General features: G+C 71.9%; 15 protein-coding genes and 1 other RNA gene. 11 read left to right on the forward strand and 5 right to left on the reverse strand.

The window, feature by feature from the left end:
* Positions 1-253: 253 nt before the first annotated feature.
* From ACFY3J_RS27390 to ACFY3J_RS27400, 3 genes are all read right to left on the reverse strand, one after another.
* Positions 254-1,597, reverse strand: coding sequence for a carbohydrate ABC transporter permease (locus ACFY3J_RS27390; RefSeq protein ID WP_384179568.1), 1,344 nt, complete (start codon positions 1,595-1,597; stop codon positions 254-256).
* 7 nt (positions 1,598-1,604) lie between these two features.
* Positions 1,605-2,993, reverse strand: a complete 1,389-nt coding sequence (locus ACFY3J_RS27395; RefSeq protein WP_390841933.1) for an ABC transporter substrate-binding protein — start codon at positions 2,991-2,993, stop codon at positions 1,605-1,607.
* Positions 2,994-3,181: 188 nt separating this feature from the next.
* Entirely contained in the window at positions 3,182-6,961 is a 3,780-nt protein-coding gene (locus ACFY3J_RS27400) for an FHA domain-containing protein (RefSeq protein WP_390841973.1), read from the reverse strand.
* Positions 6,962-7,465: 504 nt separating this feature from the next.
* Here ACFY3J_RS27400 and ACFY3J_RS27405 point away from each other — a divergent pair.
* The 4 genes from ACFY3J_RS27405 (at position 7,466) to ACFY3J_RS27420 (ending at position 12,927) form a co-directional block, all read left to right on the forward strand.
* Positions 7,466-9,142 carry a protein kinase gene (locus ACFY3J_RS27405; RefSeq protein WP_390841934.1) on the forward strand — a complete coding sequence of 559 codons (1,677 nt, stop codon included), beginning with the start codon at positions 7,466-7,468 and terminating at the stop codon, positions 9,140-9,142.
* 111 nt (positions 9,143-9,253) lie between these two features.
* Complete coding sequence (locus tag ACFY3J_RS27410; RefSeq protein ID WP_384179562.1) at positions 9,254-10,510, forward strand: serine/threonine-protein kinase; 1,257 nt, start codon at positions 9,254-9,256, stop codon at positions 10,508-10,510.
* 233 nt (positions 10,511-10,743) lie between these two features.
* Complete coding sequence (prfB, locus tag ACFY3J_RS27415) at positions 10,744-11,856, forward strand: peptide chain release factor 2 (RefSeq protein WP_384179559.1); 1,113 nt, start codon at positions 10,744-10,746, stop codon at positions 11,854-11,856.
* A gap of 318 nt (positions 11,857-12,174) precedes the next feature.
* The gene (locus ACFY3J_RS27420; RefSeq protein WP_384179557.1) at positions 12,175-12,927 is read left to right on the forward strand and encodes a hypothetical protein; all 753 of its coding nucleotides are present in this window, start codon (positions 12,175-12,177) and stop codon (positions 12,925-12,927) included.
* Positions 12,928-13,047: 120 nt separating this feature from the next.
* Here ACFY3J_RS27420 and ACFY3J_RS27425 read toward each other — a convergent pair whose 3' ends face one another.
* A complete protein-coding gene (locus tag ACFY3J_RS27425) occupies positions 13,048-13,239 on the reverse strand; it encodes a hypothetical protein (RefSeq protein WP_141360499.1) in 192 nt (63 codons plus the stop codon).
* A 253-nt stretch (positions 13,240-13,492) separates the two neighbouring features.
* Between ACFY3J_RS27425 and ftsE the strand changes: the two genes are divergently transcribed.
* From ftsE to ssrA, 5 genes are all read left to right on the forward strand, one after another.
* Entirely contained in the window at positions 13,493-14,182 is a 690-nt protein-coding gene (gene ftsE / locus ACFY3J_RS27430) for a cell division ATP-binding protein FtsE (protein ID WP_384179555.1), read from the forward strand.
* 33 nt (positions 14,183-14,215) lie between these two features.
* A complete protein-coding gene (ftsX, locus tag ACFY3J_RS27435; protein ID WP_384179553.1) occupies positions 14,216-15,133 on the forward strand; it encodes a permease-like cell division protein FtsX in 918 nt (305 codons plus the stop codon).
* 68 nt (positions 15,134-15,201) lie between these two features.
* Positions 15,202-16,374, forward strand: coding sequence for a S41 family peptidase (locus ACFY3J_RS27440; RefSeq protein WP_384179551.1), 1,173 nt, complete (start codon positions 15,202-15,204; stop codon positions 16,372-16,374).
* Between the two features lie 68 nt (positions 16,375-16,442).
* Positions 16,443-16,922 carry an SsrA-binding protein SmpB gene (gene smpB, locus ACFY3J_RS27445; protein WP_384179549.1) on the forward strand — a complete coding sequence of 160 codons (480 nt, stop codon included), beginning with the start codon at positions 16,443-16,445 and terminating at the stop codon, positions 16,920-16,922.
* 120 nt (positions 16,923-17,042) lie between these two features.
* Positions 17,043-17,441, forward strand: a transfer-messenger RNA (tmRNA) gene (gene ssrA / locus ACFY3J_RS27450).
* Positions 17,442-17,525: 84 nt separating this feature from the next.
* Here ssrA and ACFY3J_RS27455 read toward each other — a convergent pair.
* Positions 17,526-17,855: a sensor histidine kinase gene (locus ACFY3J_RS27455; protein WP_390841935.1), complete on the reverse strand. Its 330-nt coding sequence runs from the start codon at positions 17,853-17,855 to the stop codon at positions 17,526-17,528.
* 606 nt (positions 17,856-18,461) lie between these two features.
* On the opposite strand from ACFY3J_RS27455, the gene ACFY3J_RS27460 reads away from it, so the two are divergent.
* Together ACFY3J_RS27460 and ACFY3J_RS27465 are read left to right on the forward strand one after the other, a co-directional pair.
* Positions 18,462-18,908 carry a hypothetical protein gene (locus ACFY3J_RS27460; RefSeq protein WP_390841936.1) on the forward strand — a complete coding sequence of 149 codons (447 nt, stop codon included), beginning with the start codon at positions 18,462-18,464 and terminating at the stop codon, positions 18,906-18,908.
* Positions 18,905-19,507 carry a response regulator gene (locus tag ACFY3J_RS27465; protein WP_390841937.1) on the forward strand — a complete coding sequence of 201 codons (603 nt, stop codon included), beginning with the start codon at positions 18,905-18,907 and terminating at the stop codon, positions 19,505-19,507. The genes ACFY3J_RS27460 and ACFY3J_RS27465 overlap by 4 nt, the downstream gene beginning before the upstream one ends.
* Positions 19,508-19,511: the final 4 nt, after the last annotated feature.

Raw genomic sequence — 19,511 nt, forward strand, 5'->3', positions numbered from 1 at the left:
GCCTGCGCATGTTGCTGTGCTCATCCGGGGGGCGACCCCCGGGCCCCCGGCAGACAGCCGGACGCGCCGTCATCGCCGCACCTCCCGCCGAAGCCTGCGCATGTTGCTGTGCTCATCCGGGGGGCGACCCCCGGGCCCCCGGCAGACAGCCGGACGCGCCGTCATCGCCGCACCTCCCGCCGCAGCCTGCGCATGTTGCTGTGCTCATCCGGGGGGCGACCCCCGGGCCCCCGGCAGACAGCCGGACGCGCCGTCATCGCCGCACCTCCCGCCGAAGCCTCCGCATGTTGAACAGCATCACCGGGATGACCAGCAGCAGGAGGAACACCGCGATGGCGCTGGCGATGCCGGGCTGTCCCTCCGAGAAGCCCTTGCGGTACAGCTCCAGGGCCAGGACGTTGGCGTCGTCCTGGGAGGAACCCGGGGCGATGATGAAGACCAGGTCGAAGATCTTCAGCACGTTGATCATCAGGGTCACCGCGACGACCGCGAGCACGGGTGCCAGGAGCGGCACGGTGACCCTGCGGAACACCTGCCACTCGTTGGCGCCGTCGACCCGGGCCGCCTCCAGCAATTCCCTGGGCACGCCGGCGAGCCCCGCGGCGATCAGCACCATCGCGAACCCGGCCCACATCCACACGTACGCGCCGATGATGGCCGGAGTGACCAGCGACGGGCCCAGCCAGTCCACACCGTTGTACGGCGCCTTGAAGTTGCTCGCCGGAAGCCGGAGCCGAGCGCCGTCCGCCTGCGCGGGCAGCGTGAACGTGCCGTCGTCGGCGGCCTTCGCCGAGGCGACCACCTTGCCGTCCTTGACCGCCTCGATCCGCATCCCGGCATAGCCGAACTCCGACGGGTCGACCGCGCCGAGCTTCCCGACGCCCTTGCCGCGTGTGAAGTCCTGCCAGGCGGTGCCGGTGATCCTCCCCGGCTGTGGCTCGGCCCGCACGGCCCGCTTCGCGCTCTTCGGCATCTGGTCGGGGGCGACGCCGACGAGGGGGAGGGCCACCGACTCGCCGGTGCGGACCGTGGCCGAGGTGATGAAGCCGCCCTGGTCCGGCTTCAGCGGCGAGTCGCGGCCCGGGTGGGCCTTCGGGAACGCCGAGGACTGCGCGAAGGTGTCGTGCACGCCGACCCACACCGCGTTGGCGACGCCCCGGTCCGGGTCCTGGTCGTACACCAGCCGGAAGATGATCCCCGCCGCCAGCATGGAGATCGCCATCGGCATGAAGACGACCAGCTTGAACGCCGTTCCCCAGCGCACCCGTTCGGTCAGCACCGCGAAGACCAGACCGAGCGCGGTGGCGACGGCCGGCGCGAACACCACCCAGATGATGTTGTTCTTCAGCGCGGTGCGGATGCCGTCGTCGGTGAACAGGGCCTCGTAGTTGTCGAACCCTGCGAAGCCGTCGCCGGAGGCGTTGTAGAAGCTGCGGACGACCGAGTACCCGATGGGGTAGACCACGAGCGCGCCGAGCAGCACCAGGGCGGGCAGCAGGAACAGGGCCGCCACGGTTCTGCGGGTGCCGGTCACGCTCTTGCGACGACGGGGCGCGGCGGGGCCCGCTGAGGCTCCCGCCGCCGTGGCCGGCGTCATCGCCGGATCAGCTCCCGCCGCCGTACGCCGCCGCCGCGTCCTTCTCCAGCCTCGCCTGGGTGCCCGCGACGTCCGAGGGGTTCTTCAGGAAGTCCTGGAGTTCCTTCCACTCGCCCTTGCCGGGCGTGCCGCCGAAGGCCTGCGGGGCCTGGTCGGACATGTCGAAGCGGAAGTCGTCGCCCGAGTCGATCAGCGCCTTGGCGATCTTCTGCTGGACCTCGTTCGGATACGCCGAGTCCGGCACGTTCTTGTTGGGCGACAGGTAGCCGCCGAGCTTCGCCTGGATCGTCGCCGCGTCCGCCGAGGCGAGGAAGGTGACCAGGGCCTGGGCCGCCTTGGAGTCCTTCAGGATCACGGCCGCGTCGCCGCCGGAGACCACCGGCGGGGTGGAGCCCACGGCCGGGAACGGGAACACCTTCGCGTCCGTGCCCACCTCGGCCTTGGTCTCACCGATGTTGACCTGGGCGAAGTCGCCCTCATAGACCATGCCGGCCTTCGGCTGGTCGCCGCCGGTGAACGTCTGGGTCACCGAGGCCGGGAACTCGGTCTGGAGCGCGCCCTTCGGGCCGCCCGCGATGTAGTCCTTCTTGGACCAGATCTGGGCGAGCGTGGTGAGCGCGTCCTTGACGGACGGGTCCGTCCACTTGATCTTGTGCTGGGCGAGCTGGTCGTACTTCTCCGGGCCCGCCTGGGAGAGGTAGACGTTCTCGAACCAGTCGGTGAGGGTCCAGCCGTCGGCGCCGCCCACGGAGAACGGGGTGACCCCGGAGTCGTAGACCTGCTGCGCGGTGCTCAGCAGGTCCTTCCAGGTCTTGGGCTCGCTCGCGCCCGCGTTCTCGAAGACCTTGGCGTTGTACCAGATCAGCGACTTGTTCGCGGCCTTGTAGTAAGCGCCGTACTGCGTGCCGCCGACCTTGCCGATGTCCTGCCAGCCCTGCGAGTAGTTCCTGGCGAGCTGCGCCTGGGCCTCCGGGCCCAATGGCTTGGCCCACTTCTTGTCCACGGCCTGCTTGATGGCACCGGGCTGCGGGAGCAGCGCCACGTCCGGCGGCTGGCCGCCCGCGATCTTGGAGCCGAGGAAGTTGATGATCGGGTCCTGGGCCGGGACGAAGGTGACCTTGGCGCCGGTGCGTTTCTCGAACTCGGCGAGGACCTGTTTGAAGTTCTTCTGCTCGCCGCCGGTCCAGACGGCGGCCACCTCCAGCGTCGCGCCGTCCAGCTTGGGGAGGGTGACGGCGGCGCCGGGCTTCGTGCTCCTGCTGCTCTGGTCGTCGCCGCTCTTCTTGTCGTCGCTTCCGCCGCACGCGGTGAGGGAGAGGGCCAGGGCTCCCGCGGCGACGGCCGCCGCGGTCCTGGCGGCCCTGTGGCTGAGGATGGTGCTGCTCGTGCTGCGCATGACTGCCCCGTTCTCCGTTCCTCGTCGAACGTCCGAGCGCTGTCCCGTGCGCTCTGGTGTACGCCGGGGTCCGGGAGTCGGCAAGAGCGCCCACGGTGTCAACCGGGCGATCGTGACCACGTCGTGACTCCGAGTCAGATCCTGATCACGGCGGCGGGGGCTGATCGCGGCAACGGCGGCGGGGCTGATTACAGCAGCGAGGGAACGTGGGCCGCCGACACCTCCCGCGCGGCGCGTTCCAACGCGCTTGCCAGCAGGGCGAGATCCGTCGGCCCGTTGCCCAACTCCCGTACCGAGCGCCGGGTGGGCGGGTCGCCCATGCGGTGCCACTTCAGGGGGACGACCGTGGGGCGCTGGGTCGCGGTGCGGGGGATGCGGCCCGTGACGCGACCGCCCTGGAACGCCGTCACCCGGCCGTCCGCGCGGGCCAGCCGGCCGCGTCCGGGCGCCGGTTCGTCCGGTCCCGGGGCCGGTGCGTCCAGCGTGACCCGCAGCGCGGCCCGGCGCGCCGGTTCGGTCTGCGCCGTACGGCCGCCGGGCGTGGTGGCCGCCACCAGGTGGACGCCGAGCCGCTCGCCCTCCCGGGCCACTGCCTCCAGCGCGCGGATCACCGACCCGGCCGAGGGCCGGCCGGGCGAACCGAGCGAGGGCGAGACCAGGGCGTCCAGATCGTCGACGACCACCACCAGGCGGGGCAGCGGCGGTGCGGCCTCCGCCTGCCGGCGGGCGGCGGCGGGCCGCAGTCGCATGGTCGAACTGGGCGGGCTGTCGAGATCCCCCGTGTCACCGGCGTTGCCGGCGGCGCCCGTTCCGGTGTGCCCCGGGGCGAACGCGCCGTGGGTGGTCGCCGTGCGCTGGGCGGCGCGGGCCGGATCCGGGCCGGGCGTGCCCGCGCCGGACGTCCTCGCGCCGGTCGGTGCCGTGTGGGCCGGGCCCGTGCCGGTGGGGCCTGTGGGGGCGCGTCCCGGCTCGAACGTGCCGCGGGTCGCCGTCGCTCGCTGCGGGGCGCGGGCGGTGCCCGAGCCGGCTGCGTCCGCGCCGGTCGGGGCCGCGTAGGTCGGGGTGGGACCGGGCGTGCCGTGCGGCTGGGGTGTGCGTTGGGGGACGATGCGGCCGGAGACCTCGCGTCGGGTGTGCCACTCGGTGAAGTCCGTCAGCCCCACCAGTTCGGCCCGTCGTTTCAGCTCGGCGCTCAGCGACTGGGCGAACTCCCGCATACGGACCGGGTCGTTGGCGGTGAGGTGGGTGGTCACGTGCGGCACGTCCGTGCAGACCCGCAGGCCGTCGCCGTGCCCGCCGCCCGCGCCGGTGCCGTCCCGGCCGTCCACCAGCACGATGCCGAGGCGGTCGGGCCGCTCGGCTGCGGCGAGCGAGGCGACGACGGATCGCAGCAGTTCCGTGCGGCCGCTGCCCGCCGGTCCCTCGACCAGCAGATGCGGTCCCTCGGCCACGAGGTCGGCGCAGACCGGTCCGCGCGGACCGGCGCCCAGTATCGCCCAGGCCCGCCCGCCCAGGGCCGCCGTGTCGTCGGCCGCGTCCGCCCAGCGGGCCTGGAGCGAGGCCGGGGTGGCCCGGGCCAGCCCCAGCTCGTCCAGCAACCGCGCCGACAGGGGCAGCGGCGCCGTCACCCGGGCCGGCCGGCCCGCTCCGGTCCCGTCCGTCCGCAAGGGCGCCAGGGCCCGCGCGAAACGCTCGGCCCAGGCGAGGGACACCGCGTCGACGACGGCGACGGTGCCGGGGGGTATGGGAGCGCGGTGCGGGGCCCGTGCCGCCGGGGTCCGGGCGGGTGCCTCGGCGCGCGGTGCGCGGAGGGGGTCGTCCGGGTGCCGCCGGATCAGCTCGGGTCCGCTGTCCGGATGGGCCGCGGCCGGGTGTCCCGCGACGCGCATCAGCCGCAGCGCCGTCGCCACGTCGCCGCTGAGCAGCGCGACGGCTCCGCACGCCCCGAACGCCGGTGACACCGCGCACGCCGCCTCGTAGGTGTCCGTCACCGGGGACGCGGGTGAGGCGGGCGTCGTCTCGGCGAGACACACCACGTGTATCCCGGCCCGGGGACCCACGTGCGCCAGGCGTGCCACCGCCTCGCGCACCGCCGCGCCGCCCGGGTCGCCGTCCACGACCACCACCGTGTACGGCCCCGCGAAGCCCCACTCGTCCGCCGGATCGTCGTCCCGCGCCCAGGAGGGCCGCCGGGCGCCGGCGCGCGCGTCCTGCGCCCGGTGGTCGCCGGCCGTGGGGCCCGTCCCGGAAGCGGGGTCGCCGCTCGGGTCGTCCGCGGTGTGGTCCTCGACGCGCCGGAGGAGTTCGTCCGTGCGGGCCGCGGCCTGCTCGCGGTCGTAGGCGAGCAGGAGGCGGCAGTCCTGGCCGTGGGCCGGGCGGACGTGCGGCAGCCAGCCGAGCCAGGACCACTCGGCGGTGCGCTCCTCCACCGGGCGGGCGCAGTCGGCGCTGAGCAGCACGATCTCGAGCGTGTCCGGGGAGTGCGCCGCGGCGAGCTGGGCGAGCACCGCGCGGGCCAGTCCCGACAGGCGGGCGCGCGGTCCGGCCAGGCCCAGTGCCCCCACCTCGCGCAGGTCGGCGGTGACCGGGACCGCGGGCAGCAGCCCCGAGCCGTCGGGGGCCGGCCGGTCGGCCGTGCCGAGCCGTACGGTGAGCGCCTCGGGGTGGCCCGCCCCGCGCTCCCACAGCCGCGGTCCCGGGCCCAGGGCCGCGAGCAGCAGTGCCGCCGGGTCCGGCCAGGTCTCCGGCTGTTGCGGCCCCGTGCGCCACGCGCGCGTGTCCTGCGCGCGCGGGTCCGCCCCCGTGCCGTCGTACGTCCCACGCCGGTCGGCCGCCTGCTCGCCGCGCCCGCCGGTCAGCCGCCGCGCCCACGCCCCGAGCCCGCCGCGGCGGCGCAGGACCTGCGGCACGCCGGTGCCGCCGTCGGCCGTGATGGCGAAGGGCACGGGCGGCTGCGCCTGCGCGCTGTGAGTGCCTTCGCCGCTCTCGATCCGGGGCGCGCCGGCCTGCGCGGGGACCGCGGGGGGCTCGACGGTTCCCGGCGCCCCGGCTCCCGGCGGGTGCGGTGCGAATGTTCCCCGGTGGGTCACGGTCGGGCCCGTGGCATCGCCGTACGCGCGCGTGGCCGCCCCGTGCGCACCGCTGCCGTCGTCGTCGCCCCCGCCGTCCCGTACGCGCTCGTGCGCGGTGGTGGTGTCCGGTGCGGGCGCGCCCCCGGAGGGGAGCCGCACATGGCCCTCCCCGTCGGGTGTCGTCCGTACGCGGGCGTCCCGTCCCGCGGCCGGTGTCAGGCGCAGGGCCGACTCGCCGATGCGCAGCAGCGCCCCCGGGGCGAAACGGACCGGGCGGGACCCGACGGGCCTGCCGCCCAGCACCGTGCCGTTGGTGGAGCCAAGGTCGGCGACCGAGACGCCGCCGTCGGGGGCGACCGTCACCGCGCAGTGCACGCGCGAGACGTCGGGGTCGTCCAGCGGCACGTCGGCGTCGGCGGAACGGCCCACCGTGATCTGCCCGCCGTGCAGCAGGTGCACCCCGCCCGCGTCCGGCCCCGCGACCACGTGCAGCTGGGTCGGGGCGTCGTCGAGCTCGGGGTGGGGCTCGGGGTCGGCGGGGGCGCCCAGGGACAGCACCGCGCCGTCGAGCAGCGGGGGCTCGCCGAGCGTGCAGCGCTGGGTGTCCAGCCGCTCCGCGCCCGCGTACAGCACCACGGGGCCCGTGCCCGGCTCCCGGCCGCCGGACGCGCCCCGCTCCCGGCCGCCCCGCTCGGACGCCGACGTCCCCTCGCCGGAGACCGCCGCGGCCAGTGCCGCCGCCACGGAGGCCAGAGCGGTGCCGGCGGGCGCCGTGATCAGCACGTCGCAGCTCGCGGCGCTGCTTCGCGCCGATGGGTGGCCGCCCCGCTCCTGCGAGGCCGAGACCGTGGGGGAGGGCGGGCCCAGCGGATCTACGACGGTCAGCCGGATCTGCATCGCCGTCAGCGGTCCCTTCTGCGCGGGCGCCCGCGACCGGCGTGGGGCGAAACCGCCCCGCGGTCCCCCACCGCGGACTTTCCCCCACCACCGCACGAGCACGTCGGCCAGTTCTGGAGGCATCCTCGCACCTACCACCGACACCGCGCCCGCCGCCCAGCGGCAAGTGATCTTGATTGGTCGGCTCTGCCCGCAAAAGTTCCCGGCCCATGCCCGGCGAATGTCCGCTCGACGCCTGCTCGGGATCGTTCATGTCCGTACCGGGCAACCAACCGACCCGAGCCGAGCGTCTTTCCGTCGAACATGTACGGGGCCCCGTGCGTACGTCGCCGTGGAAGGAGCCGGTGCGGCGCGGGCGGCGGCACCGGGCGCGGCAGCTCGACCGCCCGGCACCGCGGAGGGCGGCACTAAAGTGGGTCGGAACACCCGCGCGGCGGGTCGCAGCACCCGCGGGACGCCCCAGAAGCGCGGGTTCAGGCAAGCAAGTAACAGGGAGCGCATGACGTGCGGCCGGTAGGCAGCAAGTACCTCCTGGAGGAGCCGCTCGGACGCGGTGCCACCGGGACCGTCTGGCGAGCCCGCCAGAGGGAGGCGGCGGGCGCGGAGGCAGCCGTGCCCGGGCAGCCCGGTGAGACCGTCGCCATCAAGGTCCTCAAGGAGGAGCTGGCGAACGACTCCGACATCGTGATGCGGTTCCTGCGGGAGCGGTCCGTCCTGCTCCGGCTGACCCACCCGAACATCGTGCGGGTGCGCGACCTGGTGGTGGAGGGCGATCTGCTGGCGCTGGTCATGGACCTCGTCGACGGCCCCGACCTGCACCGCTACCTGCGTGAGAACGGCCCCTTCACACCCGTGGCCGCCGCGCTGCTCACCGCCCAGATCGCCGACGCGCTCGCCGCGAGCCACGCCGACGGGGTCGTGCACCGCGACCTGAAGCCGGCCAACGTCCTGCTGGGGCAGGACGGCGGGCAGATGCACCCGATGCTGACCGACTTCGGCATCGCCCGTCTGGCCGACTCGCCCGGACTCACCCGTACCCACGAGTTCGTCGGCACGCCCGCGTACGTCGCGCCCGAGTCCGCCGAGGGCCGCCCGCAGACCTCCGCGGTCGACGTCTACGGCGCCGGAATCCTGCTGTACGAGCTGGTCACCGGCCGTCCGCCGTTCGCCGGCGGATCGGCGCTGGAGGTCCTGCACCAGCACCTGAGCGCCGAACCGCGCCGCCCGTCCACCGTTCCCGACCCGCTGTGGACGGTCATCGAACGCTGCCTGAGCAAGAACCCCGACGGACGGCCCAGCGCCGAGAACCTCGCCCGGGGGCTGCGCGTCGTCGCCGACGGCGTGGGCGTGCACGCGAGCCCCGCGCAGATCGCCGCCGCGGAGGCCGTGGGGGCGCTGCTGGCGCCCGACCCGGCGCCCGCGACCGTGCCCGCCCCCGACGTGCCCGGCGCCGCCGACCCCACGCAGGTGCTGCCGCAGGGCGCGGCCTCGTACGACCCGAACGCCGCGACCAGCTTCCTGCCGCACACGGGTGGCGCGCCCGGCGCGGCCGACCCGACCACCGTGCTGCCCGCTAACGGCGGCGACTCCACGCGCGTGATGCCGCCGATGCCGCAGGGGACGCCGGGCGACATGAACGGCGCCGGCGGCGGGCCGTACGGGGACCAGCAGCCCGAGCAGCCGCACCCCTGGCAGAACCAGCTGCGCGCCGCCCGCGACCGCAACGAGCAGACGCAGGTCCAGTACCTGGACCCCAACGAGGACCCGCTGCGCCGCCGCCCCCAGCGGCAGGTCGCCCGGCCCCAGCAGCAGCCGCAGCGTCCGCAGGCGCAGCCCGGTCGCGGCTATCAGCAGCAACAACAGCAACAGCAGCAACAGCCGCAGCGGTACGCGCCCCAGCCCCAGCGGTACGCGCCGCCCGCCCAGCCGGAGCCCCGGCGGCCGGTGCGCGAGCCGAGGCCGCCGCGGCAGCGCAGCGCGAACCCGATGAAGATCCCCGGTCTCGGCTGCCTCAAGGGCTGCCTGTTCACGATCATCATCCTGGTGGTGGCCGGCTGGCTCGTCTGGGAACTGACGCCGTTGCAGCACTGGATCGGGACCGGCAAGGGCTACTGGGAGCAGCTGAGCTCCTGGGCCGGCGCGGTGAGCGACTGGGTCAATAACCTGGGCGGCGGCAACTAGGCGCGGGTTTGGGGATTTGTCGACAGTCGGCGGGTGAATTCCGGCTCTGTGGTGAGGGTTGGCTCGCCGGACGCGTAGCTTTGTCGGCAACACGCGTCTGTAGGAGCAGTCTTGGCACGGAAGATCGGTAGCCGGTACACCGCCAACCAGATCCTGGGGCGGGGCAGCGCCGGCACGGTGTGGCTCGGCGAAGGACCCGACGGCCCCGTCGCCGTCAAGCTGCTGCGCGAGGACCTCGCGTCCGACCAGGAACTCGTGGGCCGTTTCGTGCAGGAGCGGACCGCGCTGCTGGGCCTGGAGCACCCGAACGTGGTCTCCGTACGGGACCTGGTGGTCGACGGCAACGACCTGGCCCTCGTCATGGACCTGGTCCGCGGTACGGACCTGCGCACCCGGCTGGAGCGGGAGCGGCGGCTGGCGCCCGAGGCGGCCGTGGCGATCGTGGCCGATGTGGCGGACGGGCTTGCCGCGGCGCACGCTGCCGGGGTCGTGCACCGGGACGTCAAGCCGGAGAACGTGCTGCTGGACATGGAGGGGCCGCTCGGCCCCGGTGGCGCGCACCCGGCGCTGCTGACCGACTTCGGTGTGGCCAAACTCATCGACTCGCCCAAGCGGACCCGGGCGACGAAGATCATCGGGACGCCGGACTATCTCGCGCCGGAGATCGTGGAGGGGCTGCCTCCGCGGGCCGCCGTGGACATCTACGCGCTCGCCACGGTCCTGTACGAGCTGCTGGCGGGCTTCACGCCGTTCGGCGGCGGGCATCCGGGCGCGGTGCTGCGCCGGCACGTCACGGAGACGGTGGCGCCGCTGCCGGGCATCCCGGACGAGCTGTGGCGGCTGATCGTGCAGTGCCTGGCCAAGGCGCCGGCGTCGCGGCTGCGGGCCTCGGAGCTGGGTGCCCGGCTCAGGGAGCTCCAGCCGATGCTCGCGGGGATGCCGCCGCTGGACGTGGACGAGCCGGGTGCGGAGCCTTCGCAGGAGGCGGGCGAGGAGTCGTCGTCCGACCGGTCGACGGATCCGGCCGGGGGCGGGGCCGGGGAGCGGGTACGGCGACGGGGAGCGGTCCCGTTGGTGCCCGGGGCGAAGCCGGACTCCAACCGGGACACCCACACGTCGATGCGGGTGCCGGCGCCGGACGAGCTGGCGGGAGGCGCGCGGGGGACGGCGCGGGTGCCGCGGGCGGCGGGTGCGCCGCGGCCCGGTTCCGCCGCGCGCCACCGGGCCGCGGCGCGGCGGCGGCGGGTGACGCTGGCAGTTGCGGGGGTGGTGGTCGCGGGGGTGCTCGGGGCGGGGGTGTGGTGGGCGTCGTCGGGGGACGGGGCGGATGTGGCGCCGGGGGCGCCTGGGCAGTCGGCGTCTCCGTGACGCGTTGGTTTCGGTTTTCGGGACCTGGTGTCCCGGACCGGGGTTCGGGACCGCGCCCCGCTTCGCCCACCCGCTCGCCCGTCTCGGTGGGTCCCGGAGGAGGGGAGCGCCGGTTGTGGTGGGCCCTGAGGGCCGTGGGCGTCCGGCAGTAGTGCGGCCTGAGAGGCCGGGGTGGCCCGAGGGGGCGGGGGTGTGCGGCGTTTGTCGGTTGCCGGAGCCGTTACGCTGGATGCGTGGCAGTCGTCGATGTATCCGAAGAGCTGAAGTCCCTCTCCTCGACCATGGAGTCGATCGAGGCCGTTCTGGACCTCGACAAGATGAGGGCAGACATCGCCGTGCTCGAGGAGCAGGCGGCCGCGCCCTCCCTGTGGGACAACCCCGACGAGGCGCAGAAGATCACCAGTCGGCTTTCCCACCTCCAGGCGGAGGTCAGGAAGGCGGAGGCCTTGCGTGGCAGGATCGACGATCTCGGTGTGCTCTTCGAGCTCGCCGAGGCCGAGGACGACCCGGACACCCGCGACGAGGCCGAGGCCGAGCTCGTCGACGTCAAGAAGGCGTTGGACGAGATGGAGGTCCGGACGCTGCTCTCCGGTGAGTACGACTCCCGCGAGGCGCTCGTGAACATCCGGGCCGAGGCCGGCGGCGTCGACGCCGCCGACTTCGCCGAGCGGCTTCAGCGCATGTACCTGCGCTGGGCCGAGCAGCACGGCTACAAGACCGAGATCTACGAGACGTCGTACGCCGAAGAGGCCGGCATCAAGTCGACCACCTTCGCTGTGCAGACGCCCTACGCCTACGGCACCCTCTCCGTCGAGCAGGGCACCCACCGCCTGGTGCGCATCTCGCCCTTCGACAACCAGGGGCGCCGGCAGACCTCCTTCGCCGGTGTCGAGGTCCTGCCCGTCGTCGAGCAGACCGACCACATCGACATCGACGAGTCCGAGCTGCGCGTCGACGTCTACCGCTCCTCCGGCCCCGGCGGCCAGGGTGTGAACACGACGGACTCCGCGGTCCGCCTCACGCACATCCCGACCGGCATCGTGGTCTCCTGCCAGAACGAGCGCTCGCAGATCCAGAACAAGGCCACGGCCATGAACGTCCTCCAGGCGAAGCTGCTCGAGCGCCGCCGCCAGGAGGAGCAGGCCAAGATGGACGCCCTCAAGGGCGACGGCGGCAACTCCTGGGGCAACCAGATGCGCTCCTACGTCCTGCACCCGTACCAGATGGTCAAGGACCTGCGCACCGAGCACGAGGTCGGCAACCCCGAGGCCGTCTTCAACGGCGAGATCGACGGGTTCCTCGAGGCCGGGATTCGCTGGCGCAAGCAGCAGGACCAGGGCAAGTAGCAGCCCGGGAAATCAGAAGCAGACTGTTTGTCGACAAGGCAACTGCCGCTATTGCAGCGGCAGTTGCCTTTTCTATTGGTCGATGTCCGGGTTTTACGTCACACTCACAGACTCCAACCACGCGCAAACAGCGCACAGTTGGACATCGCGCCCGCAACGACCTTGACGCTCTTCCGAAAAGCGGGAAGGGTGAAACGTGGCATGCGCATTTCTGGGGCGCATGTGAACCGGGGGGATTCGCACTGCGCCAACCACCCCCGTTGATCACGGCCCCGCGCGCCGCTCGAAGACGATTCAGCTACTGGGGGTAGCAACCATATGACGAAGAAGACGCGGGTCCGTGTCGCGCGCATCGCGGCCGGTGCCGTGATCGCTGCCGGCGCCTCGCTGACCGCCGCGGGCGCGGCTTCGGCCCTCGACCTCGGCGTCAGCGCCGGCGTCGGCGGCACCGGCATCAAGGCGAACGTATCGCTGACGAGCGAGGGCGACGAGGATCCCGACCCCTCCTGCAGCATCGCCACCGATCCGAACTGCCCGGACCCGGGCAATGGTGGCACGGACCCGGACCCGGGCAATGGTGGCACGGACCCGGACCCGGGCAATGGCGGGACGGACCCGGACCCGGGTAACGGTGGCACGGACCCGGACCCGGGCAATGGCGGCACGGACCCGGACCCGGGCAACGGTGGCACGAACCCCGACCCGGGTAACGGTGGGACGAACCCGGGTGACGGTGGCAGCACCCCGGGCAACCCCGGTGGCGGCGGTAACGGCGACGGCGGCACCGGCAACAACGGTGGCGGCAACGGCGGCAACGGTGGTTCTACCGGGGGCACCACCCCCAACGGCGGCGGCAACAACACCGTCCCGCAGGAGCAGGGCTCCTCGGCCCTGACCGAGACCGGCTCGGACAGCAACCCGTCCGCGCAGGGCAACGGCCAGGAGCTCGCCGAGACCGGTGCCGCGGAGACCACGTTCCTGCTGGTCGGCGCGGCCACGATGATCGCCGGCGGCATCGGCTTCCGGTTCCTGCCGCGCCTGATGGAGGGCCGCGGCGGCGCCGCTGCCTGAGCGTGGCGACCGGCGTACGCACCGTATGCGGCATCCGGTACGGGGCGTACGTGTGAGTGAATGACCAGGGGCCCGGAGCGGCAAGCTCCGGGCCCCTTCACGTCGTCCTCGGCGCGCGTCCTACACCGTCTGGTGGGCCAGCAGCGCCACCGCGGCGATCAGCACCACCAGCAGCGCGATCAGCGCCGTGGGGTTCAGCCCCGCGAAGAAGTTCTCCTGCTGCAGCCGCTCGCGGTTCGCCCGGCACACGGGGCACCGGCCCTCGCTCACGGGCGCCGCGCAGTTCGCGCACACCAGCCGGTCGTACGTCATGCGCTCGCCCTCCTTGCACCGGTTCCACTCTGTCAACGCCCACGCGCGCGCGAACGTTCCCCTCCCCACAATGCCAGGTTCGCCGGGACGGCGCGCGGGTCGCTCCGCAAGCACGGGCCTTGTACCAACTCCGCGAGAATATGCTCCGTACAAAAACACACAACCCACACGTAACCCTGGCCGGCGACTGCGCGCCCGTACCCGGTTCGCGTATGGTCACGCTCATCTACCCCCGGCGACGCGTGGTGCATCCGTGATCCGATTCGACAATGTCTCCAAGGTCTACCCCAAGCAGACCCGCCCGGCCCTCAGGGATGTCTCCCTGGAGGTGGAGAAGGGCGAGTTCGTGTTTCTCGTGGGGTCCTCCGGCTCCGGAAAGTCCACCTTCCTGCGGCTGATCCTCCGCGAGGAGCGGTGCAGTCACGGCCAGGTGCACGTCCTGGGCAAGGACCTCGCGCGCGTCTCCAACTGGAAGGTCCCGCAGATCCGCCGCCAGTTGGGCACGGTCTTCCAGGACTTCCGCCTCCTGCCCAACAAGACGGTCGCCGAGAACGTCGCCTTCGCCCAGGAGGTCATCGGCAAGTCCAAGGGCGAGATCCGCAAGTCCGTGCCGCAGGTGCTCGACCTCGTCGGGCTCGGCGGCAAGGAGGACCGCAGGCCCGGCGAGCTGTCCGGTGGTGAGCAGCAGCGCGTCGCCATCGCGCGCGCCTTCGTCAACCGGCCCAAGCTGCTCATCTGCGACGAGCCGACCGGCAACCTCGACCCGCAGACCTCCGTCGGCATCATGAAGTTGCTCGACCGCATCAACCGGACGGGCACCACCGTGTTGATGGCGACCCACGACCAGAACATCGTGGACCAGATGCGCAAGCGCGTCATCGAGCTGGAGAAGGGCCGTCTCGTCCGAGACCAGGCGCGCGGCGTCTACGGCTACCAGCACTGACCAGTCCACGACGGAAAGGCTTGACCAGACGTCATGCGCGCCCAGTTCGTCCTGTCGGAGATCGGTGTCGGTCTCCGTCGCAATCTGACGATGACCTTCGCCGTCGTCGTCTCCGTCGCCCTGTCGCTCGCCCTGTTCGGCGGGTCGCTCCTGATGAGCGACCAGGTCAACAACATGAAGGGCTACTGGTACGACAAGATCAACGTCTCGATCTACTTCTGCAACAAGAGCAACGCCCAGAGCGACCCCAACTGCGCCAAGGGCGCGGTCACCGAGGACCAGAAGAAGACGATCCTCGCCGACCTGAAGAAGATGTCGGTGATCGAGAAGGTCACCTACGAGTCCCAGGACGAGGCGTACAAGCACTACCAGGAGCAGTTCGGCGACACCCCACTGGCCAGCACCATCACGCCGGACCAGATGCAGGAGTCGTACCGGATCAAGCTGAAGAACCCGGAGCAGTACAAGGTCATCGCGAGCGCCTTCAACGGCCGGGACGGTGTGTACTCCGTACAGGATCAGAAAGGCATCCTGGACAACCTCTTCGGGCTGCTGAACGGTATGAACTGGGCCGCGCGCGCGGTGATGTCGCTGATGCTGGTCGTCGCGCTGATGCTGATCGTCAACACCGTGCGCGTCTCGGCGTTCAGCCGCAGGCGTGAGACCGGGATCATGCGCCTGGTGGGCGCCTCCGGCTTCTACATCCAGGCGCCGTTCATCATGGAGGCGGCGGTCGCCGGGCTGATCGGCGGCGGGGTCGCCTGCGGATTCCTGGTGACCGCGCGGTACTTCATCATCGACCACGGTCTCGCCCTGTCGGAGAAGCTGAACCTGATCAACTTCATCGGCTGGGACGCGGTGCTGACGAAGCTGCCGCTCATCCTCGCGACAAGTGTGCTGATGCCGGCGTTGGCCGCGTTCTTCGCGCTGCGCAAGTACCTGAAGGTGTGACGCACGCCAAAGAGGTCGTACGGTCGAGCAACCGTACGGCCTCGGGGCGTTGTCCTAGACTCACCGCCATGTCAGGCCGTGACCTGTTCCGTCAGCCCCGCCGCGGCCGCGCCGGGGCCGCCCTGACATTGGTCTTCGCGAGCGTGCTGGTGGCGGGCGCGGCGACGGGCTCCCTGCCCGGCCACGACGACCGCAAGTCCCAGGCGGGCGAGGCTGGTTCGGCCGTTCCCATGGGCCGGCCCGAGGAAGTGACCCGGGCGGCGGCCGAGGCCATGGCCGTCGGCGAGTCCCCCATGCAGGCCGCCGCACGTGCCGTCAGCCGCAGCGGCGACCGCTGGGGAGCCGTCTACTCCCGGGGCGAGTACGAGGAGTTCCAGGAGGCCCTGGACGGCCAGTACACCGGCGTCGGACTGTCGACGCGGCGCCGCCGGGACGGCCGGGTGGAGGTGGCGAAGGTCCGGGCGGGCTCGCCCGCGGCGGCCGCCGGTATCCGCCGGGGCGACCGGCTGCGCAGCATCGACGGCGAGCGGACCGACGGGCTGCCGGTGACCGACGTGGTCGCGCTGCTGCGGGGCGACGCCGACGACGCGCCCGCCGGCACCGCCGTCACCCTGGGCCTGCAACGCGGCAAGCGCTTGTGGACCCAGACGCTCCGCCGGGCCCGTCTGTCGACGGACCCGGTCACGGTACGGCGCTCGGCGGGCGGCGTGACCGTCATCAAGATCGCCGCGTTCACGAAGGGCGTGGGCGACAAGGTCCGCACCGCCGTCCGCCGCTCCCCGGCCGTCGACGGGATCGTCCTCGACCTGCGCGGCAACTCCGGCGGCCTGGTCACCGAGGCCGTCACCACCGCCTCCGCCTTCCTCGACGGCGGTCTGGTCGCCACCTACGACGTCGACGGCGACCAGCGCGCCCTGCACGCCGGCTCCGGCGGGGACACCACCCGGCCTCTGGTCGTACTCGTCGACGGCGGCACGATGAGCGCGGCCGAACTGCTCACCGGCGCCCTCCAGGACCGCGGCCGCGCGGTCGTCGTGGGCTCCCGCACCTTCGGCAAGGGCTCGGTGCAGATGCCGAGCAGGCTGCCCGACGGCTCGGTCGCCGAGCTCACGGTCGGGCACTACCGCACCCCCGGGGGGCACGCCGTGGACGGCCACGGCATCACCCCGGACCTGGACGCCGGGCAGGACGCGCTGCGGCGCGCGCAGACGGTTCTGACGGGTTTGGGCGAGGCGTCCTAGCCCGGCCGGGCACGCCCTTTAATACGCTTCCCGCACACCCCCTCCGTAGTGCGAAAATGGGGGGCACTATGGCTAAGGAAAAAGGGCGCAAGCTGATCGCGCAGAACAAGAAGGCGCGGCACGACTACCTCATCATCGACACCTACGAGGCCGGTCTGGTGCTGATGGGGACCGAGGTGAAGTCGCTGCGTCAGGGGCGGGCGTCGCTGGTCGACGGGTTCGTGCAGCTCGACGGGCACGAGGCGTGGCTGCACAACGTGCACGTGCCCGAGTACAGCCAGGGCACCTGGACCAACCACAGCGCCCGCCGCAAGCGGAAGCTGCTGCTGCACCGGGAGGAGATCGACAAGCTGGAGTCGAAGTCCCAGGAGACGGGTCACACGATCGTGCCCCTCGCGCTGTACTTCAAGGACGGCCGGGCCAAGGTCGAGATCGCGCTGGCGAAGGGCAAGAAGGAGTACGACAAGCGGCAGACGCTCCGCGAGAAGCAGGACCGCCGCGAGACGGATCGCGCGGTGGCGGCGGCGCGGCGCAGGCAGCGGGCGTAGCGGCAGGTCCGGGACGCGGGGAATACGCTGGCACGGACCTGCCTTGGTCACGTACGATGACAGCAGCACCGCGAGGCAGGTGCGGATCTCCTCTCCGGAGGGGTTTTGAAAAATCAACATGGGGATGATCGGTTTCGACAGCGGCTGTCGAAGCAGGGGAAGCGTGTCGAGGAAGCGGCCATGATCTCGTAAACCACAGGCCGAAAAAATAATCGCCAACACCAAGCGCGATTCCTCCCAGCAGGCCTTCGCCCTCGCTGCCTGATCTCAGGTAGCAGAGCGAGCCTCCTACTAAGGGAGTGTCAGCCCGGGGCTGTTCCCGACCCGGATCCTGGCATCAGCTAGGGGACTAAACCTTGATCCCGGTCACGGGGTGAAGAGGGAAACCAAACAGTGACTGAGCCCGTCGGAGACTTGTCCGCGTGATCTCCGGGGCTGAGAAAAGCGAAGCGGACTGCACACGGAGAAGCCCTGATTCCGCACCGTTGGACGCGGGTTCGATTCCCGCCATCTCCACGATCGGGAGGCTCCCGAGCCTCCTTCACCCATGTGGGCAAGGCCCCGTCGCTTTCGAGCGGCGGGGCCTTTTCCGTGTGCGCGGCGTCAGCCCAGAGGCAGGGTGGCCGTCACGGAGAACTCCCGGTCTTCCGGGCCGGCACGCAGGGTTCCGCCGAGGGCGACGACTCGGCCTCTGAGGCCGGTGAGGCCTGTGCCGCGGCCGGGTGCCGAGGTGAGGGGCGGGGGCGACGTGGTGGGGACGCCGTCGTTGCGAACGGTCAGGCGGATGTCGTCCTGGCCGGCGCGGAGCTCGATCTCGCAGAACGTGGCACGGCTGTGTTCCAGCAGGTTGCCCACCGCCTCGTGGAGCACCGACCGCAGGCACTCCGTCACCGCGTCGTCCAGTTCGAGGCGCGGCGGCAGCGAGGCGTGCACCCCTATCCCGGAGGTGGTCAGCAGCCGCTGTGCCCGGGTCAGCTCGTCGGCCAGAGACCGGGTTGTCCCGGGGCTGCTGATGAGCCGTACGTCCTCCTGCGTCCGCGGCCGAGAACGCCCTACGGGCGGACGCTTCCGCCGAGTCCGCCGCGGCGGCACTCACCGAGGTCGCCGAACTGGCCCGGCCCACTCCGCATCCTTGACCCGCCCCTGCCATGATCATCTTCGGTCAATTATGGACCCGGCCCGGGTGGCGTCGGAGCAGCTTGAGTCTGTCGTAGTGCTCTGACCTGCACCTTTGCTCGCTTTACATGATCTTCGCAACTTGTGAACCCTTCACTTCTTCGGCTGCGGCATCCCTGCTTTGATCACGGCTCTGCGCCGCCTCATCCGCCGGCATCGGTAGTCTTGTGGGCTACCGGAACGGCAGAAGCCGGTGGAGCGACGCGGCAGTTGCGGGGGGCGCGGCATTCGGGGCGGGCTACTACGCGAAGAGAGGGAAGTGCTTCAGCTAGCTGACAGCTGCTGAGCGGAAGCGAAGGCGCTGAAGCAGGCAGAGTCGGGGCGGAGGGGACTTCTCCCCTCCGCCCCATACGTGAAGGGTCAATGAAGCACCTACGGATAACGCCGCGTTCTCTGATGATCCCCGGTTCGGTGATCGCCTCATGGATTGCTCTGATCGGCCTCGGCCTGCAAGGGGGAGATAATCCGGTTCCTGTCTGGTACCTGATCCTTGCGGGTCTGTTCATCGCGCGTCCGATTCTTTTTCCGATCGTCTTCAAGCGTGAGTACGCGGATGCTGAGGCCGATGCAGGGAGAGTGCGACGCAGTCCCGTCACGTCACGCATCACCTTCATGCTTCTTGCTGTCGGTGGTGCTGTTCCTTTCGTGTCCCGGCAGGGTGATTCCGAAGGTCTGCTGGAACCGCTCGTCTCCGCCCCGAGTTTCTGGCTGGCTGTCGGGATATCTCTTGTCCACTGCACTGTGTCGCCAGTCGTCTGGCCCCTGGCGCGCTGGAGGAGCCGCTTTCGGCAAGGGACAGCCGACCGGTGATCGAAGTGCTCGTGGTCGAGGACCACGCTGTCGTGCGGTCCGGGCTGGTGGTGCTGCTTTCGGGGGAGCTGGGGATGCAGGTGGTCGGCGAGGCCCCCGACGGCTCCTCGGCGCTCACGGAGGCCGAGCGGCTGCGACCCGACGTGGTTCTCCTCGACATCGACCTGCCCGACGTGGACGGTATCGCCGTCGCCTCAGCGCTCGCCGAGCAACTGCCCGAGTGCCGCACCCTGATGCTCACGGCGCTTGACCGGCCCGGGCACTTGGGGCGTGCCATGGACGCGGGCGCCTCCGGCTACCTCCTCAAGTCCGCGACCCCCGCCGAGACCGCGGACGCGATTCGCCGGGTCGCCGCCGGTGGGCGCGTGATCGATCCGCGGATGCGGGACGCTGGGGCCGACACGGTCAGCCCTCTGACCGAGCGGGAGACCGAGGTGCTGCGGCTGGCGTCCTCGGGCGCCCACGCCCGCGAGATAGCCGCCGAACTCTTCCTGAGCCTGGGCACGGTACGCAACCGGCTCTCGTCCGCTGTCGGTAAGCTCCACGCGCGCACCCTCGTCGACGCCGTCCGCATCGCCGAATACCACGGCTGGCTGTAGGCCG

The organism is Streptomyces sp. NPDC001231 (assembly GCF_042896885.1).
Lineage (GTDB): Bacteria > Actinomycetota > Actinomycetes > Streptomycetales > Streptomycetaceae > Streptomyces.

Coding starts and splice junctions, on each gene's coding strand:
- ACFY3J_RS27390 (WP_384179568.1), bottom strand. CDS start 1,597: ATGACGCCGGCCACGGCGGCGGGAGCCTCAGCGGGCCCCGCCGCGCCC.
- ACFY3J_RS27395 (WP_390841933.1), bottom strand. CDS start 2,993: ATGCGCAGCACGAGCAGCACCATCCTCAGCCACAGGGCCGCCAGGACC.
- ACFY3J_RS27400 (WP_390841973.1), bottom strand. CDS start 6,961: ATGCAGATCCGGCTGACCGTCGTAGATCCGCTGGGCCCGCCCTCCCCC.
- ACFY3J_RS27420 (WP_384179557.1), top strand. CDS start 12,175: ATGACGAAGAAGACGCGGGTCCGTGTCGCGCGCATCGCGGCCGGTGCC.
- ACFY3J_RS27425 (WP_141360499.1), bottom strand. CDS start 13,239: ATGACGTACGACCGGCTGGTGTGCGCGAACTGCGCGGCGCCCGTGAGC.
- ftsX (WP_384179553.1), top strand. CDS start 14,216: ATGCGCGCCCAGTTCGTCCTGTCGGAGATCGGTGTCGGTCTCCGTCGC.
- ACFY3J_RS27440 (WP_384179551.1), top strand. CDS start 15,202: ATGTCAGGCCGTGACCTGTTCCGTCAGCCCCGCCGCGGCCGCGCCGGG.
- smpB (WP_384179549.1), top strand. CDS start 16,443: ATGGCTAAGGAAAAAGGGCGCAAGCTGATCGCGCAGAACAAGAAGGCG.
- ACFY3J_RS27460 (WP_390841936.1), top strand. CDS start 18,462: ATGAAGCACCTACGGATAACGCCGCGTTCTCTGATGATCCCCGGTTCG.